Source organism: Pseudomonas cimarronensis (assembly GCF_049331905.1).
Taxonomy (GTDB): domain Bacteria; phylum Pseudomonadota; class Gammaproteobacteria; order Pseudomonadales; family Pseudomonadaceae; genus Aquipseudomonas.
The window spans coordinates 3,381,105-3,397,411 of record NZ_CP186283.1; the positions used below are offsets into that span (position 1 = coordinate 3,381,105).

Below are 16,307 nucleotides of genomic sequence, written 5' to 3' on the forward strand. Positions count from 1 at the left end.
CCATCAGTCCATAAAGCCTTGCAGCTTCAATTCGATGGAGCGTGGGTTTTCACCCTCGGCAATCGACAGGATGCCTTCGAGCAGCATTTCACGGTAACGCGATTGACGCTGAGCAATGGCTTTGAGTTTGTTGCCAATCGGCAACAGCAACAGGTTGGCAAAACCAACCCCGTAGATGGTCGCGACAAAAGCCACGGCAATCCCGGCACCCAGCTTGCTCGGGTCGGCCAGGTTGCCCATCACGTGAATCAGCCCCATCACCGCACCGATGATGCCGATGGTCGGGGCGTAGCCACCCATGCTCTCAAACACCTTGGCGGCCTGAATATCGCGGCCTTCCTGAGTGTACAGGTCAACCTCCAGAATACTGCGAATGGCCTCAGGCTCGGCACCGTCAACCAATAGTTGCAGACCTTTGCGGGCATAAGGGTCAGCCTCGGCATCCGCCACTGCTTCCAACCCCAAAAGACCTTCCTTACGTGCCGTCATGCTCCAACCAACCACGCGGTTGATACCGCCAGCTAGGTCAATTCGCGGTGGGAAGAATATCCAGCTGATAATCGCCAGCGCACGCTTGAAAACACTGACCGGAGCCTGCAGAAACGCAGCCCCCAGCGTACCGCCTATCACGATCAGAGCGGCGGGACCATTGAGCAGGGCTCCAGCATGGCCACCTTCCAGGTAGTTACCGCCGAGTATGGCGACAAATGCCAGGATGACCCCAATAAGGCTCAGTACATCCATTAAGCACAGGCCTCGGCCAGGTGCCTGCCAATATCATCCAGCGGGTAAATGGCATCAGCCAGGTTGGCTTTGACGATGGCCATCGGCATGCCATAAATCACGCAACTGGCTTCGTCCTGCGCCCACACCTGGCTGCCTCCCTGCTTGAGCAGGCGTGCACCTTCGCGACCATCCGCGCCCATACCGGTGAGCACCACTGCCAGTACCTTGTCGCCGTAGGACTTGGCCACCGAACCAAAGGTGATATCAACACAGGGCTTGTAATTCAGGCGCTCATCACCAGGCAGGATCTTCACCACGCCACGAGCATCTACCATCATCTGCTTGCCGCCAGGCGCCAGGAGTGCCAGGCCTGGGCGCAGCACATCACCGTCTTCGGCTTCCTTGACACTGATACGACAGAGCTTATCCAGACGCTCGGCAAAGGCTTTGGTAAACGCCGCCGGCATGTGTTGAATCAATACGATCGGTGCTGGAAAACTGGCTGGCAGCTGGGTCAGCACCCGCTGCAACGCCACCGGACCACCAGTGGAAGTGCCAATAGCAACCAGTTTGTAGGACTTGCGCTTGGGGGCTGCACTGCTGGCCACAGGAGCCGGTGCAGGTGCCACCGCTGGACGACTGGCCGGGGCACTGGTCGGCGCAGGACGAACAGCCGGTTTACTGAGACTTGCCGCCGGGGCCACTGGCGCAGCTGGCGGCGGATTCAGGCTGCGGCGGTTACTGCGTGCGATGGTGTGGATTTTTTCGCAGAGCAGTTGCTTGACCCGCTCCGGGTTGCGCGAAATATCCTCGAAATTCTTCGGCAGAAAATCGACCGCACCCGCCTCCAGCGCATCCAGGGTCACTCGCGCGCCTTCATGGGTCAGGGAGGAAAACATCAATACCGGTGTCGGGCAGCGCTGCATGATGTTACGCACGGCCGTGATGCCATCCATCATCGGCATTTCGTAATCCATGGTGATCACGTCGGGCTTCAGCGCCTGTGCCTGCTCGATGGCTTCACGGCCATTGGTGGCCGTGCCGATCACCTGAATATTCGGGTCGGCCGAGAGAATTTCCGACACACGCCGGCGAAAAAAACCGGAGTCATCAACCACCAACACCTTAACAGCCATAAACACTCCTAAACGATGCGACAGACACCTGCATCGCTAACAATCACATACGCCGTGCGTAACGTTTGAGCATGCTCGGCACATCAAGAATAAGGGCGATACGGCCATCACCGGTAATAGTCGCGCCCGACATGCCTGGAGTGCCCTGCAGCATTTTGCCCAGCGGCTTGATCACCACCTCTTCCTGGCCAACCAGTTGATCGACTACGAAGCCGATACGCTGACTGCCAACGGTAAGGATCACCACATGCCCCTCACCCTGTTCAACATGCGCCGCACTGCCAATCAGCCAACGCTTGAGATAGAAGAGCGGCAAGGCCTTGTCGCGCACGATCACCACTTCCTGACCGTCGACAACATTGGTGCGCGACAGGTCGAGGTGGAAGATTTCGTTGACGTTGACCAGTGGGAAGGCAAATGCCTGGTTGGCCAGCATCACCATCAGCGTCGGCATGATGGCCAGCGTCAGCGGTACCTTGATGACGATCTTCGAACCCTGGCCCTTGGTCGAGAACACATTGACCGTACCGTTGAGCTGGGAAATTTTGGTTTTCACCACGTCCATGCCCACACCGCGGCCGGACACGTCGGAAATCTCGGTCTTGGTCGAGAACCCCGGGGCAAAAATCAGGTTGTAGCATTCGAACTCGTTGAGGCGATCTGCCGCGTCCTTGTCCAGCAGGCCTTTTTCCACGGCCTTGGCACGCAGCACATCAGCATCCATACCTTTGCCGTCATCAGAAATCGACAGCAGAATGTGGTCGCCCTCCTGCTCGGCAGACAGCACCACCTTCCCGCCACGTGCCTTGCCTGAGGCTTCGCGCTCCTCGGGGGTTTCAATGCCGTGGTCGACGGCGTTGCGCACCAAGTGCACCAACGGATCGGCAAGCGCCTCAACCAGGTTCTTGTCGAGATCGGTTTCTTCACCAACCAGTTCCAGGTTGATTTCTTTCTTCAGGTTGCGCGCCAGGTCACGCACCAGGCGTGGGAAGCGGCCGAAGACTTTTTTGATCGGCTGCATGCGGGTTTTCATCACGGCGGTCTGCAAATCCGCTGTAACCACATCCAGGTTGGATACCGCCTTGGACATGGCCTCATCGGCACTGCTGGCCCCAAGGCGTACCAGACGGTTACGCACCAGCACCAGCTCACCCACCATGTTCATGATTTCATCCAGCCGCGCGGTATCGACCCGCACAGTGGTTTCTCCCTCACTGGGCGGTGCAGCCTTGTCCGCTACCGGAGCCGCCGCAGCGGCAGGTGCTTTGGCCGGTTCGACCTTAGCAGCGGGTTTGGGCGCAGGTTTGGCGACGGCTTTGGCCGGCTCTGCTGGTTTAGGCGCAGGCGTTGGCGCGACCGGCTTGATCGCCTCTGGCTCAACAAACTTGCCCTTGCCATGCAGCTGATCCAGCAGGGCCTCAAACTCATCATCGGTGATGTCGTCACCCGCTGCCTCAGCAACCGGTTCGGCCTTGGCGACTGGAGCGGCTGTAGCCGGCGGGGGTACGAACTGCCCCTTGCCATGCAACTGATCCAGCAACGACTCGAATTCGTCATCGGTTATTTCGTCACTGCCACTAACCACAGGAGCCGTCGGGGCAGCCGATACAACTGGCGCAGCGCTGACGTCGGCGACAAACTGACCTTTGCCATGCAACTGATCAAGCAATGACTCGAATTCATCATCGGTAATTTCGTCGCTGCTAGCCGCAACAGCAGCCGGGGCTGGCGCTTCATCGAGGGCACCGAGCAGTTGTTCAAATTCGCTGTCGGTAATATCCCCCGCTGCGGCCTGGGCCACTTCCAATTCGGGCTCTGCTTCTGGCTCCGACTCCGGCTCCGGCTCGGCTACCGAGGCCTCAGCCTGCACCAGCTCATCGGCACTGGCTGGTTCAGCCAGGCGAGCCAATGCTGCCAGCAATTCAGGAGTAGCCGGGGTAAGGTCAGTGCGCTCGCGCACTTCACTGAACATGCTGTTGACGGCATCCAGTGCTTCCAGCACCACATCCATCAATGCGGAGTCGACGCGCCGCTCACCCTTACGCAGGATGTCGAAGACGTTTTCTGCGATATGGCAGCATTCCACCAGCTCATTGAGCTGGAGAAAACCGGCACCACCTTTAACGGTATGGAAACCGCGAAAAATGGCATTGAGCAGATTCATGTCGTCCGGGCGGCTTTCAAGCTCCACCAACTGCTCGGACAGTAGTTCAAGAATCTCGCCGGCCTCTACCAGGAAGTCCTGGAGGATTTCTTCATCGGCGCCGAAGCTCATATAGACGTGCTCCTAAAATCCCAGGCTGGAAAGCAGATCGTCGACATCATCCTGATTCGATGCGACGTCTTCACGCTTATCGGCATGAATCTGCGGACCTTCACCACGGGAAGGCTCTTTTTGTTTTTCTTGTTCGGCACGGAGCAACTCGTGGTTGTGTTCAATGCCGGCAAACTGATCTACCTGGCTGGCCATCAGCACCAGTTTCAGCAGGTTGCTCTCAACTTCGGTGACCAACTGCGTGACGCGCTTGATCACCTGCCCGGTCAGGTCCTGAAAGTCCTGAGCCAGCAGAATGTCGTTGAGATGGGTAGACAACTTGGCACTATCACGCTCGCTACGGGCAAGGAACAATTCAACGCGCTTGGCTAGCTCACGAAAGCCATCAGCGCTCATTTCACGGCGCATGAAACGACCCCAGTCAGCGCTCAGGCTCTGGGCCTCGTCACTCAGGTCGTTGACCAGGGGGGCGCTCTGCTCAACCAAGTCCATGGTGCGATTGGCCGCTTTCTCGGTCATCGTTACCACGTAGTTGAGCCGCTCAGTGGCATCGGTGATTTGCGACACTTCGGTCGCGTGTGGCACGCGCGGGTCAAGCTGAAAATTGACGATAGCGTTATGCAACTCACGGGTCAGCTTGCCAACCTCGTGATAGAGGCCACGGTCACGTGCCTTGTTGAGTTCATGAATCAGCTGTACCGCTTCACCAAAATTGCCCTGTTCCAGGCTGTCTACCAGTTGGCGAGCGTTGTATTTCAGGGTCGACTCAAGGTCACCTTGAACGGAATCTTTATGTTCCATAGCACCCTCGTGGCAGACATCAGCCGTTGACCCGCTCGAAGATCTTCTCAATCTTCTCTTTCAGAACCTGGGCAGTGAACGGCTTGACCACATAGCCGTTAACCCCAGCCTGAGCTGCTTCGATAATCTGATCGCGCTTGGCCTCGGCCGTCACCATCAGCACCGGCAGGGTTTTCAGACGATCATCCGCACGCACTGCGCGCAGCAGGTCAATACCGGTCATGCCGGGCATGTTCCAGTCTGTTACCAGAAAATCGAAACTGCCGCTTTGCAGCATCGGCAAGGCCGTGGTGCCGTCATCGGCTTCCGCGGTGTTGGTGAACCCCAAGTCACGCAGGAGGTTCTTGATGATCCGTCGCATCGTTGAAAAGTCATCAACGATGAGGATTTTCATGTTCTTGTCCAAGTCGACCTCCGTACAGTCCCAAACGCACCCAGCAACCTGTGTACGCCTTTAATCGTGAAACCGGCCCAAGGTATCAGCGAGTGTCGCAACCGCCACTCAGTGTGCGCGCCATTCGCCCAAACGGGCGCGTAAACGGGCAGCACACTGACTGTGTAGTTGGCTTACGCGTGATTCGCTAACCCCCAGTACTTCGCCGATCTCCTTAAGATTTAATTCTTCATCGTAATATAGCGCTAACACCAGGCGCTCGCGCTCCGGCAGGTTGGCGATGGCATCGGCCAAGGCTGCCTGAAAGCGTTCATCTTCCAGATCACGAGAAGGTTCGAGGTGGTTGCTGCCAGCGTCTTCACCCAGCCCACCGTGCTCGCCGTCCTGTAACAGGTCGTCAAAGCTGAACAGGCGGCTGCCTAAAGTGTCGCCAAGAATGCCGTAGTAATCCTCGAGACTCAATTGGAGTTCGGCCGCAACTTCTTGATCTTTAGCATCTCGGCCCGTTCTGGCCTCAATTACTCGAATGGCATCACTGACCATACGACTGTTGCGATGCACCGAACGAGGGGCCCAATCACCTTTGCGCACCTCATCAAGCATGGATCCACGGATCCGAATGCCGGCGAATGTCTCGAAACTGGCACCTTTGCTGGAATCGTATTTTTTTGACGCTTCGAGCAGACCGATCATCCCGGCCTGGATCAGATCGTCGACCTGCACATTGGCAGGCAGACGCGCCAACAGGTGGTAAGCAATGCGTTTGACCAGAGGCGCATAGCGCTCGATCAACTGGTGCTGGGAATCCTGCGCCTGTGCCTTGCTATACATACGAAGTCCAGAGGCTGCTGTCATATGGCCGTGTCCGCGATCGGTTGCTGCACCAGACGCTCAACGAAAAACTCCAGGTGACCGCGCGGGTTGGCCGGTAAAGGCCAGGCGTCGACTTTCTGAGCTATCGCCTTGAACGCCAACGCGCACTTCGAACGCGGAAAGGCTTCGTAAACCGCGCGCTGCTTCTGCACGGCCTTGCGCACTGACTCGTCGTACGGCACTGCGCCTACGTATTGCAGGGCAACGTCAAGAAAACGATCAGTCACTTTAGTCAGCTTAGCAAAGAGGTTGCGGCCTTCCTGCGGGCTGTGGGCCATATTGGCCAGAACGCGAAAACGGTTCATGCCGTGGTCACGGTTAAGCAGTTTGATCAGCGCGTAAGCGTCAGTGATCGAGGTCGGCTCGTCGCAGACCACCACCAGCACTTCCTGCGCCGCGCGCACGAAACTGACCACGCCATCACCAATGCCAGCGGCGGTGTCGATGATCAGCACATCAAGATTGTCGCTGATATCACTGAAGGCCTGGATCAGCCCGGCATGCTGCATCGGTGACAGTTGCACCATGCTCTGAATGCCCGACGCCGCCGGCACGATGCGTATCCCGCCCGGCCCCTGCAACAGCACATCGCGCAGCTCACATTCGCCACTGATAACGTCTTCCAGGGTGCGTTTGGCGCTCAGGCCAAGCAGCACATCGACGTTGGCCAAGCCCAGGTCGGCGTCCATCAGCATCACCCGGCGACCGAGATCAGCCAGGGCCAATGCCAGGTTCACCGAGACGTTGGTCTTACCGACGCCACCTTTGCCGCCGGTCACCGCAATCACCTGTACGGGATGCATACCCATGTTCTCTACACACCTTGTCTAACTTCGACTGGAGCCACTCGGCCGGCTACGCGCGGTTCAATTGCAACAACCTGGCGCTTAACTGACACGCCGTGTGGGCTGCTGATAAAGGCCGGCAAACATCTCCGCCATCGTATCCTCGCTTGGATCCTGGGTAGCCTGCAGCCCCACGGCCCGGCTGACCAGTTGATGACTGCGCGGTACCTGCAGATCATCGGGAATCCGTGGCCCATCTGCGAGATAGGCTACCGGTAGACGCTGGCTAATAGCCAGTCCTAAAACCTCACCCAGGCTGGTGGCTTCATCCGCCTTGGTCACAATACAGCCCGCCAAGCCACAGCGCTTATAACTATGGTAGGCGGCTTTCAGCACTTGGCCCTGGCTGGTAGCAGCCATTACCAGATAATTTTTTGCATTGACGCCACGGCTGGCCAGGGTTTCCAGCTGCATGCGCAGCGCCGGGTCGTTGGCGGGCAAGCCGGCGGTGTCGATCAGCACCACGCGCTTGCGCGCCAGCGGCGCCAGAGCCTGGGTCAGCGACTGGCCAGGATCGACCAGGGTCACCGGGACATTGAGAATGCGCCCGAGAGTCTTCAGTTGTTCCTGGGCGCCAATGCGGTAGCTGTCCAGGCTGACCAGAGCGATGTGCTGTGCGCCGTATTTAAGGACATAACGCGCAGCCAGCTTCGCCAGAGTAGTGGTCTTGCCCATACCGGCCGGACCAACCAGGGCGATCACCCCGCCTTCGTCCATCGGCTCCTGTTTCGGCGTCTTGATCGCATGCGCCAGGTGCGCCAGCAGCATGCGCCAGGCCTGACGCGGCTCGGCCACGTTGGCAACACGTTCCAGCAAGGCTTTCGACAGCTCAGCGGACAACCCCATGCGCTGCAGACGACGCCACAGATTGGCCTGTTGCGGACGACGATTCTGCAACTGCCCCCAGGCAATCGAGCCCAGCTGTACTTCAATCAGCTCACGCAGGCCGTGCAGTTCGAAGCGCATGGCATCCAGCGCACGTTGATCGGTGGCTGCAGCAACGGCAGGCGCATGCTGAGACTTGCGCATGACCGCCGCCAGGCTATCGGCAGGCAGTTCCAGTTCCGCGCCAAACAGTTGGCGATCCTTGCCGGCATCCATCTTGGCGCGGGTACTCAGCTCAGCCTGAGCGGTGGCAATCTTCGCCTGGGTCTTGCGCAGCTCGGCTTCCAGCGCGGGGTTGGGCTGGCGCGCTGGCGCAGCAGGCACCTGGTAATCCAGGGCAGCAGTCAGCTCGACACCGCCGGCGACCCGGCGATTGCCAATGATCGAGGCATCGGCACCCAACTCATCACGCACCAGTTTCATGGCGGTGCGCATATCGGCGGCGAAAAAGCGTTTGACCTGCATGGCCTGTAACCTCGGTTAGTTCTGCCCCACCGTCGCAACGATGGTGACCTGCTTGTTATCCGGAATTTCCTGGTATGCCAGTACATGGATACTCGGAACCGCCAGCCGCGCGAATCGCGATAGCATCGCCCGGACCGGACCGGCCACCAGCAGAATCACTGGCTTGCCGAGCATTTCCTGGCGCTGCGCCGCTTCCACCAGGGAACGCTGCAGCTTCTCGGCCATGCCCGGTTCCAGGAGGATGCCCTCCTCGGCGCCTTGACCGGCCTTCTGGATACTGTTGAGCAATATCTGTTCCAACCTGGGTTCCAGGGTGATCACAGGCAGCTCCAGCTCTAGTCCCACAATGCTTTGCACGATTGCACGGGCCAGGGCGACACGCACGGCGGCCACCATCGCGGCGGGATCTTGACTCTTCACTGCCACGTTGGCGATGGCTTCGGCAATGGTGCGGATGTCGCGCACCGGTACCTGCTCCTGCAACAGTGCTTGCAGCACCTTGAGCAGGGTCGACAGGGAAATCATGCCCGGCACCAGTTCCTCGGCCAGCTTGGGCGAGGTCTTGGCCAGCAGCTGCATCAACTGCTGCACTTCTTCATGCCCGAGCAGCTCGTGGGCGTGCTTGTGCAGCACCTGATTGAGGTGAGTAGCAACCACGGTGCTGGCGTCCACCACGGTGTAGCCGAGGGACTGCGCCTGATCACGCTGGGTCGGGTCGATCCACACCGCTTCGAGACCAAATGCCGGGTCTTTGGCGGCAATGCCATTCAACGGACCGAAGACCTGGCCTGGGTTGATCGCCAGTTCGCGATCCGGGTACACCTCGGCCTCGGCCACGCTGACACCCATCAGGGTCAGGCGATAGGCATTGGGCTGCAAATCAAGATTGTCGCGGATATGCACCGAGGGCATGAGAAAACCCATTTCCTGAGAGAGCTTCTTGCGCACCCCCTTGATCCGCGCCAACAGCTGGCCACCCTGGTTACGGTCAACCAGTGGAATCAGGCGGTAGCCCACTTCCAGGCCGACCATATCCACCGGGGTGACGTCATCCCAGCCCAACTCCTTGACCTCTTGAGCCTTCTGCGCCGGCAGCAGCTCCTGTTGACGCTGCACTTCCTTGATTTCGTTTTCCTTCACCGTGCGCTGCTTGTTGGCAATCCAGTACGCAGCACCCGCCGCCACCAGCCCGAGGCTGATAAAGGAGAAATGCGGCATACCGGGCACCAGGCCCATGGCAATCATCACCGCCGCCGTTACCGCCAATGCCCGTGGCGAGGCGAACATCTGCCGGTTGACCTGCGCGCCCATGTCTTCGGAACTGGAAACGCGGGTGACCATGATCGCCGCCGCAGTGGACAGCAGCAGCGATGGAATCTGCGCCACCAGGCCGTCACCAATGGTCAGCAGGGTATAGATACGCCCCGCATCGGCAAAACTCAGATTGTGCTGGAAGATACCGATGGCGATGCCGCCGATCAGGTTGATAAACAGAATCAGCAGACCGGCAATCGCATCACCGCGCACGAACTTGCTGGCACCGTCCATGGAACCGTAGAAATCCGCTTCCTGAGACACCTCACTACGGCGCTTCTTGGCTTCAGCCTGGTCGATCAACCCGGCATTCAGATCCGCGTCGATGGCCATCTGCTTACCCGGCATGGCATCCAGGGTAAAACGTGCGCTGACCTCAGAGATGCGCCCGGCACCCTTGGTCACCACCACGAAGTTGATGATCATCAGGATCGCGAACACCACGATACCGACCACGTAGTTACCGCCGATTACCACCTCGCCGAAGGCCTGGATCACCTTACCGGCAGCGTCGTGACCATCCTGGCCATTGAGCAGCACGACCCGGGTGGAAGCCACGTTAAGCGCCAGACGCAGCAGAGTCGCTGCCAGCAGAATGGTTGGGAAAACGGCGAAATCCAGCGGGCGCAGCGCGTAGATCGCCACCAGCAGAACGACAATCGACAGAGCAATACTGAAAGTGAACAGCACATCCAACAGGAACGGCGGTATAGGCAGCATGACCATGCCGAGCATGACCAGCAGCAACAGTGGGATGCCCAGATTGCCCTGCTTCAACCCCGAAAGGTTACTGCGCGCATCATTGAGCACTTGCGAGCGATTTATTGCCACATCCCTACCCCAGCCAATTCAATCTTTTGACGCTTAGCACGCCTTTGGGGAGGGTTTTGCAAGAAGCTGTCCAACTTTCCCAGGTTGCAGCAAAACCTCTCCGGACGCGCCGCAACAACAGAGAGAATTACTCGTCGCGGCGTAAATCCGGCGGAATCGGCAGCTCTGGCAGCGGCGCCGGGCGTTTGCCTTTGCCGGCCTGGTACTGACGCAACTGGTAGACGTAGGCGAGCACCTGCGCGATGGCCAGGTACAGGCCAGCCGGGATTTCCTGATCCAGTTCAGTGGAATAGAACACCGCCCGTGCCAGCGCCGGCGACTCCAGCACCATGACCTTGTGCTCATTGGCGATTTCACGAATCTTCAAGGCCGTAAAATCGCCGCCCTTGGCCAGCAAGACCGGCGCGCTGCCCTTGGCTGGGTCATATTTCAGGGCCACGGCAAAGTGCGTCGGGTTGGTGATCACCACATCGGCGTCCGGTACCGCTTGCATCATGCGTCGCTCGGCCATCTCGCGCTGCAACTGACGAATACGCTGCTTGACCTCGGGCTTGCCCTCGCTGTCCTTGTATTCGTCGCGCACTTCCTGCTTGGTCATCATCAGTTTCTGCTTGCTGCTCCAGAGCTGGAACGGCACATCCACCGCAGCAATCAGAATCAACCCGCAGGACATCCATAACGCACTCCAGCCCACCACCTTGGCCGAGTGCAAAATGGCCGCTTCTATCGGCTCATGAACAATCGCCAACAGATCGCCCTGCCAGGCCGCCAGCACAGCAATGCCGACCAACAGGATCAGGGTAAATTTGGCCAAGGCCTTGAGCAGTTCCACCAGTGCATCAGTGGAGAACATGCGCTTGAGCCCTGACAAAGGATTCATGCGGCTGAGCTTAGGCGCCATTGCCTCGGCCGAAAACAGCCAGCCACCGAGGGAAATCGGCCCAACAATCGACACGATCAACAGCAGCACAAACAGCGGAAACAACGCTTCCAGGGCAATCTGCCCGGACGCGGCGAGCCACAATGCCATGCTGCGCTCGTCCATGATCACCTCGCGCGACAGGGAAAAATTGCCACGCATGATGTCCAGCATGGCGTTGCCCATACTGCCGCCGAAGGCCAGCATGCCGCCGAAGCCACCGAGGGTCACCGCCAGGGTATTGAGCTCTTTGGAACGGGCAATCTGGCCCTTCTCACGGGATTCGCGCAGGCGCTTCTCCGTGGGTTCCTCGCTCTTATCGGCGCCGCTTTCCGATTCAGCCATCAGCTCGCCCCGGCCATTTCACGCAGAAACTGCAGGGCTTCGGTGGCGAACACCTGATACTGCGCGAGAATATCGGCCATACCGATCCAGACGATCACCAGGCCCAGCACCAGGGTCAACGGAAAACCGATAGAGAAAATGTTCAGCTGCGGCGCGGCGCGGGTCATGACCCCAAATGCCAGGTTGACTACCAGCAGCGCAGTAACTGCCGGCAAAACCAGCAGCAGGGCTGCGCCCATCACCCAGCTCAGCTTGTTGGCAATTTCCCAGTAATTTTCCACCAGAAAACCGCTGCCCACCGGCAGAGTGAAGAAACTTTCAGTCAGCACCTCGAACACCACCAGATGGGCATTCATGGCGAGGAACAGCAAGGTCACCAGGATCATGAACACCTGCCCGATCACCGGCACCGATATGCCGTTGGCCGGGTCGATCATGGAGGCAAAGCCAAGGCCCATCTGCATGGCAACGATTTGCCCGGCGATCACGAAAACCTGAAAAAACAGCTGCAGGACAAAGCCCAGCATCATGCCAATGAGAATTTCCTGGGCGATCCAGAGAAAGGCCTGCAGGTTGATCGCATCAATCACCGGCATCGGTGGCAGAGTCGGCATGATCACCACGCAGATGGCCAGTGACAGATACAGACGCACCCGCGCCGAAACCAGTTGAGTGCCGATGACAGGCATAAACATCAGCAGCGCAGCGATACGAAACAGTGGCAGCAAAAAACTGCCTACCCACGCGCCGATCTGTTCGTTGCTTAACTCAAGCATGTCAGCCGATCAGCAACGGAATATTCATGATCAGGGTCTCGGTGTACTCCATCAGCTCGCGTACCAGCCAAGGGCCGGCGAAGATCAGCACCAGAAGAATCACCAGCAAGCGCGGCAGAAAGCTCAGGGTCTGTTCGTTGATCTGGGTGGCCGCCTGGAACATCGCCACCAGCAACCCGACCACCAAACTTGGCACCACCAGAATGCCGACGATCATCGCAGTCAGCCACAAAGCATCACGCACCAGATCAACCGCCACTTCAGGAGTCATGGCTATGTACCTCCGAAGCTGGCGGCCAGGGTACCCATGATCAACGCCCAGCCATCGATGAGGACAAATAGCATGATTTTGAACGGCAACGAGATGATCAGCGGCGACAGCATCATCATGCCCATGGCCATCAGAATACTGGCCACCACCATGTCGATGATCAGAAACGGGATAAAGATCATGAAACCGATCTGGAAGGCGGTTTTCAGCTCCGAGGTCACGAAGGCCGGAATCAGAATGGTCAGCGGTGTGGCTTCCGGACTGACAATATCGGTGCGCTTGGACAAGCGCACAAACAACTCCAGATCGCTCTCACGAGTCTGCGCCAGCATGAAGTTCTTGATCGGCACTTCTGCCTTGAGAATGGCTTCCTGCGCCGGCAGCTGCTCGTTCAGGTAAGGCTGCAAGGCGTCGCGATTAATCTGATCGAACACCGGTGCCATGATGAACATGGTGAGAAACAGTGCCAGGCCCACCAGAATCTGGTTGGACGGCGTTTGCTGCAAGCCCAGGGCCTGCCGCAGGATCGAGAAGACGATGATAATTCGGGTAAAGCTGGTCATCAGCATGACAAACGCTGGAATAAAGCTCAGCGCGGTCATGATCAGCAGGATCTGCAGGCTGACCGAATATTCCTGCTGCCCCTCAGTATCAGTGCTCAGGGTGATCGCCGGGATCGACAGCGGGTTGCTGCCCGACTGAATCAAGGCGCTGGCCGTGGGTGGATCGGCGGCGAACGCCAGCGAAGCCCCCAGGCTGAAAAACACAACCAGCAACAAACGCAGCATCAAGACTTGTCCTTCTGATCCTTGCCCAACAGCTCCATTAGACGCTGGGCAAACTCGCTCGAGGCCGGCTCGGCATCCGGCAAATGCACCGGTTCTTTCAACACATGCAGCGAAGTGATATTGCCAGGCGTCAGCCCCAGCAACACCTGCTCGCTACCCACCTGCACCAGCACCAGGCGATCACGCGGGCCCAGCGGCTGAGTGGCCAGTATTTTGATCACCTGCCCGCCACGCGGCACGATCTGCTGCACCCGGCGCATCAGCCAGGCCAATAGGAAGATCAAGCCGATAACCAGCAGCAGCCCCAGCAGCAATTGCACCACCTGTCCGCCCATACCACTGCTGGCCTGCGGCGCAGCGGCCTGAGCCGCAGGTTCGACGGCCCAGGCCGCAACAGGTAGAAACAGGCCCAGCAACAGGGATTTATGCATGGTCAGCGCAGCTTCTTGATGCGTTCGCTGGGACTGATCACATCAGTCAGGCGGATGCCGAACTTCTCGTTCACCACCACCACTTCACCGTGTGCGATCAATGTGCCGTTGACCAGCACATCCAGCGGTTCACCCGCCAGTCGATCCAGCTCGATCACCGAACCCTGGTTGAGCTGCAGCAGGTTGCGGATGGTTATATCGGTATTGCCCACTTCCATGGAAATAGACACCGGAATATCCAGGATCACGTCCAGGTTCGGGCCGTCCATATTGACCGGCAGGTTGGCCTTGGGCGCGCTGTTGAACTCCTCCATCGGCGCACGCGGAGCCGCTGGCACCGGGTCGCTGGCAGCCAGCATGGCATCGATATCATCCTGGCCGGCGTCGCCCGCCTCGGACAATGCCGCCGCCCACTCATCGGCAAGCGCCTGCTCCTCGGGGGAAGTGGCTTCGTTTTCGTTTTCGTCTGCCATCGTTTTTCCTCGGCTGGCGTTGAATGGGGATTAACGGTTAGCGCTGGCGCTCGATCGGTTCAAGCACCTGCAAAGCCAGATTGCCTTTGTGTGCGCCTAATTTGACCTTGAATGCCGGCACGCCATTGGCACACAGCACCACGTTTTCCGGCAGTTCCACCGGAATCACGTCACCGGGCTGCATATGCAGAATGTCGCGCAGCTTGAGCTGGCGACGGGCGACAGTTGCGCCCAGGGGAACGCTGACACCCAGGATGTCTTCACGCAGGGCCTTGATCCAGCGCTCGTCCTGATCGTCGACATCGGACTGGAAGCCGGCATCGAGCATTTCGCGAATCGGTTCGATCATCGAATAAGGCATGGTGATATGCAGATCGCCACCACCGCCATCGAGTTCGATGTGGAAAGTCGAGACCACGATCACTTCGCTGGGGCTGACGATGTTGGCCAGGGCCGGGTTCACTTCCGAGTTGACGTACTCGAAGTTGATATCCATCACCGCATGCCAGGCTTCCCTGAGGTCGATAAACGCCTGATCCAGCACCATGCGCACCACGCGCAATTCGGTTGGGGTGAACTCACGCCCTTCGATCTTGGCGTGACGACCATCCCCACCAAAGAAGTTGTCCACCAGCTTGAACACCAGTTTGGCATCCAGGATGAACAACCCGGTGCCACGCAGCGGCTTCATCTTCACCAGGTTGAGGCTGGTCGGCACGTACAGCGAATGCACATATTCGCCGAACTTCATCACCTGCACGCCACCCACCGCGACGTCGGCAGAGCGGCGCAGCAGGTTGAACATGCTGATGCGGGTGTAACGGGCGAACCGCTCGTTGATCATTTCCAGCGTTGGCATGCGCCCACGGACAATGCGGTCCTGGCTGGTCAGGTCATATTGCTTGACGCTTCCCGGTTCGGCTTCGTCCTCGGTTTCCACCAAGCCGTCATCGACGCCATGCAGCAAGGCATCGATTTCATCTTGGGAAAGCAGGTCTTGCACAGCCATATACGGCTCCTGATTACTGCAACACGAGGTTGGTGAACAACACTTGCTCGACCGTGACTTTGCCGGTCTCTTTCTGCGCCAGTTCCTGCACGCTGGCAGTCGCTTGCTGACGCAGCATTTCCTTGCCGACCGGGGTTATCAGCGAAGCAAAATCCTGGCTGGAAAACAGCATGACCAGACGATTGCGCAGCACCGGCATATGCACCTTGAGGGCATCCAGGGCGGCCTGATCGCGGGTCATCAGGGCCACGCTGACCTGCATGTAACGGGCCCGGCCCTGATGATTGAAATTCACCACAAAAGCCGGAGCAAGCTCTTCGTAGATTGCTGCCTGCTTGACTGGCACCGCCGGTTCGGCCGCAGCAGCCGCCTTGGCTTCCTCGGCAGCACCGTCAGTCTTTTTGCTCAGGAAGAACCAGGTACCGCCAACGGAAAGGCCCACAGCCAGCAGCACAGCAATAACAATGATGATGATCAGCTTCATTTTGCCGGCTGGTTTCGCCTCGGCGCCCGCCGCTGCAGGTGCTGCTTCTTTCTTAGCCATGCCAATAATCCGTCGTTATTCGGAGTTCTATCCGTTTTCAAAGGGTTAAGAGCAAGTGTTATGCCAGTCTATCAACAAACCTGCTCAATCTCGGTGGCCTGCCCCGCAGGGCGCTACGGCCGAGGCACACGCTTGCAGCGGGCCCAAACAAAATCGCCCGACACCCACAAATGGGGTGCCGGGCGAAATGCAGTTTAGATCAGTGA

The 16,307-nt window shown here is 58.6% G+C and carries 17 protein-coding genes; all 17 read right to left on the bottom strand.

Annotated features, from left to right (window positions below):
• Positions 1-3 precede the first annotated feature (3 nt).
• The 17 genes from ACOCLD_RS15750 to fliL all read right to left on the bottom strand — a co-directional run bounded on the left by ACOCLD_RS15750 (position 4) and on the right by fliL (position 16,101).
• Entirely contained in the window at positions 4-744 is a 741-nt protein-coding gene (locus ACOCLD_RS15750; protein ID WP_257778653.1) for a flagellar motor protein, read from the bottom strand.
• The gene (locus ACOCLD_RS15755) at positions 744-1,862 is read right to left on the bottom strand and encodes a protein-glutamate methylesterase/protein-glutamine glutaminase (RefSeq protein WP_257778654.1); all 1,119 of its coding nucleotides are present in this window, start codon (positions 1,860-1,862) and stop codon (positions 744-746) included. Before ACOCLD_RS15755 ends, ACOCLD_RS15750 begins: the two co-directional genes overlap by 1 nt.
• A 43-nt stretch (positions 1,863-1,905) precedes the next feature.
• A complete protein-coding gene (locus tag ACOCLD_RS15760; RefSeq protein ID WP_422909838.1) occupies positions 1,906-4,137 on the bottom strand; it encodes a chemotaxis protein CheA in 2,232 nt (743 codons plus the stop codon).
• Between the two features lie 12 nt (positions 4,138-4,149).
• Positions 4,150-4,938: a protein phosphatase CheZ gene (locus tag ACOCLD_RS15765; RefSeq protein ID WP_422909839.1), complete on the bottom strand. Its 789-nt coding sequence runs from the start codon at positions 4,936-4,938 to the stop codon at positions 4,150-4,152.
• Positions 4,939-4,957: 19 nt separating this feature from the next.
• Positions 4,958-5,332, bottom strand: a complete 375-nt coding sequence (locus ACOCLD_RS15770) for a chemotaxis response regulator CheY (protein ID WP_177480012.1) — start codon at positions 5,330-5,332, stop codon at positions 4,958-4,960.
• Positions 5,333-5,440: 108 nt separating this feature from the next.
• A complete protein-coding gene (gene fliA, locus ACOCLD_RS15775; protein ID WP_233686161.1) occupies positions 5,441-6,187 on the bottom strand; it encodes an RNA polymerase sigma factor FliA in 747 nt (248 codons plus the stop codon).
• Entirely contained in the window at positions 6,184-7,014 is an 831-nt protein-coding gene (gene fleN / locus ACOCLD_RS15780) for a flagellar synthesis regulator FleN (RefSeq protein ID WP_090252106.1), read from the bottom strand. Before fleN ends, fliA begins: the two co-directional genes overlap by 4 nt.
• Positions 7,015-7,092: 78 nt before the next feature.
• The gene (gene flhF / locus ACOCLD_RS15785) at positions 7,093-8,400 is read right to left on the bottom strand and encodes a flagellar biosynthesis protein FlhF (protein ID WP_257778657.1); all 1,308 of its coding nucleotides are present in this window, start codon (positions 8,398-8,400) and stop codon (positions 7,093-7,095) included.
• A gap of 15 nt (positions 8,401-8,415) precedes the next feature.
• Positions 8,416-10,539 carry a flagellar biosynthesis protein FlhA gene (flhA, locus tag ACOCLD_RS15790; protein ID WP_392541578.1) on the bottom strand — a complete coding sequence of 708 codons (2,124 nt, stop codon included), beginning with the start codon at positions 10,537-10,539 and terminating at the stop codon, positions 8,416-8,418.
• Positions 10,540-10,672: 133 nt separating this feature from the next.
• Positions 10,673-11,809 carry a flagellar biosynthesis protein FlhB gene (gene flhB / locus ACOCLD_RS15795; RefSeq protein ID WP_233686164.1) on the bottom strand — a complete coding sequence of 379 codons (1,137 nt, stop codon included), beginning with the start codon at positions 11,807-11,809 and terminating at the stop codon, positions 10,673-10,675.
• Positions 11,809-12,585, bottom strand: coding sequence for a flagellar biosynthetic protein FliR (gene fliR, locus ACOCLD_RS15800; protein ID WP_257778658.1), 777 nt, complete (start codon positions 12,583-12,585; stop codon positions 11,809-11,811). Before fliR ends, flhB begins: the two co-directional genes overlap by 1 nt.
• A 1-nt stretch (position 12,586) precedes the next feature.
• Complete coding sequence (gene fliQ / locus ACOCLD_RS15805) at positions 12,587-12,856, bottom strand: flagellar biosynthesis protein FliQ (protein WP_257778659.1); 270 nt, start codon at positions 12,854-12,856, stop codon at positions 12,587-12,589.
• A gap of 2 nt (positions 12,857-12,858) precedes the next feature.
• Positions 12,859-13,644 (bottom strand): flagellar type III secretion system pore protein FliP, encoded by a 786-nt coding sequence (gene fliP, locus ACOCLD_RS15810; protein WP_422909840.1) that lies wholly within the window; start codon positions 13,642-13,644, stop codon positions 12,859-12,861.
• A complete protein-coding gene (fliO, locus tag ACOCLD_RS15815; RefSeq protein ID WP_422909841.1) occupies positions 13,644-14,075 on the bottom strand; it encodes a flagellar biosynthetic protein FliO in 432 nt (143 codons plus the stop codon). The genes fliP and fliO overlap by 1 nt, the downstream gene beginning before the upstream one ends.
• A gap of 2 nt (positions 14,076-14,077) precedes the next feature.
• Positions 14,078-14,548, bottom strand: a complete 471-nt coding sequence (gene fliN / locus ACOCLD_RS15820) for a flagellar motor switch protein FliN (RefSeq protein WP_392541539.1) — start codon at positions 14,546-14,548, stop codon at positions 14,078-14,080.
• A 37-nt stretch (positions 14,549-14,585) separates the two neighbouring features.
• Positions 14,586-15,557 carry a flagellar motor switch protein FliM gene (gene fliM, locus ACOCLD_RS15825; RefSeq protein ID WP_257778662.1) on the bottom strand — a complete coding sequence of 324 codons (972 nt, stop codon included), beginning with the start codon at positions 15,555-15,557 and terminating at the stop codon, positions 14,586-14,588.
• A 13-nt stretch (positions 15,558-15,570) separates the two neighbouring features.
• Positions 15,571-16,101, bottom strand: a complete 531-nt coding sequence (gene fliL, locus ACOCLD_RS15830) for a flagellar basal body-associated protein FliL (protein WP_392541540.1) — start codon at positions 16,099-16,101, stop codon at positions 15,571-15,573.
• Positions 16,102-16,307 lie beyond the last annotated feature (206 nt).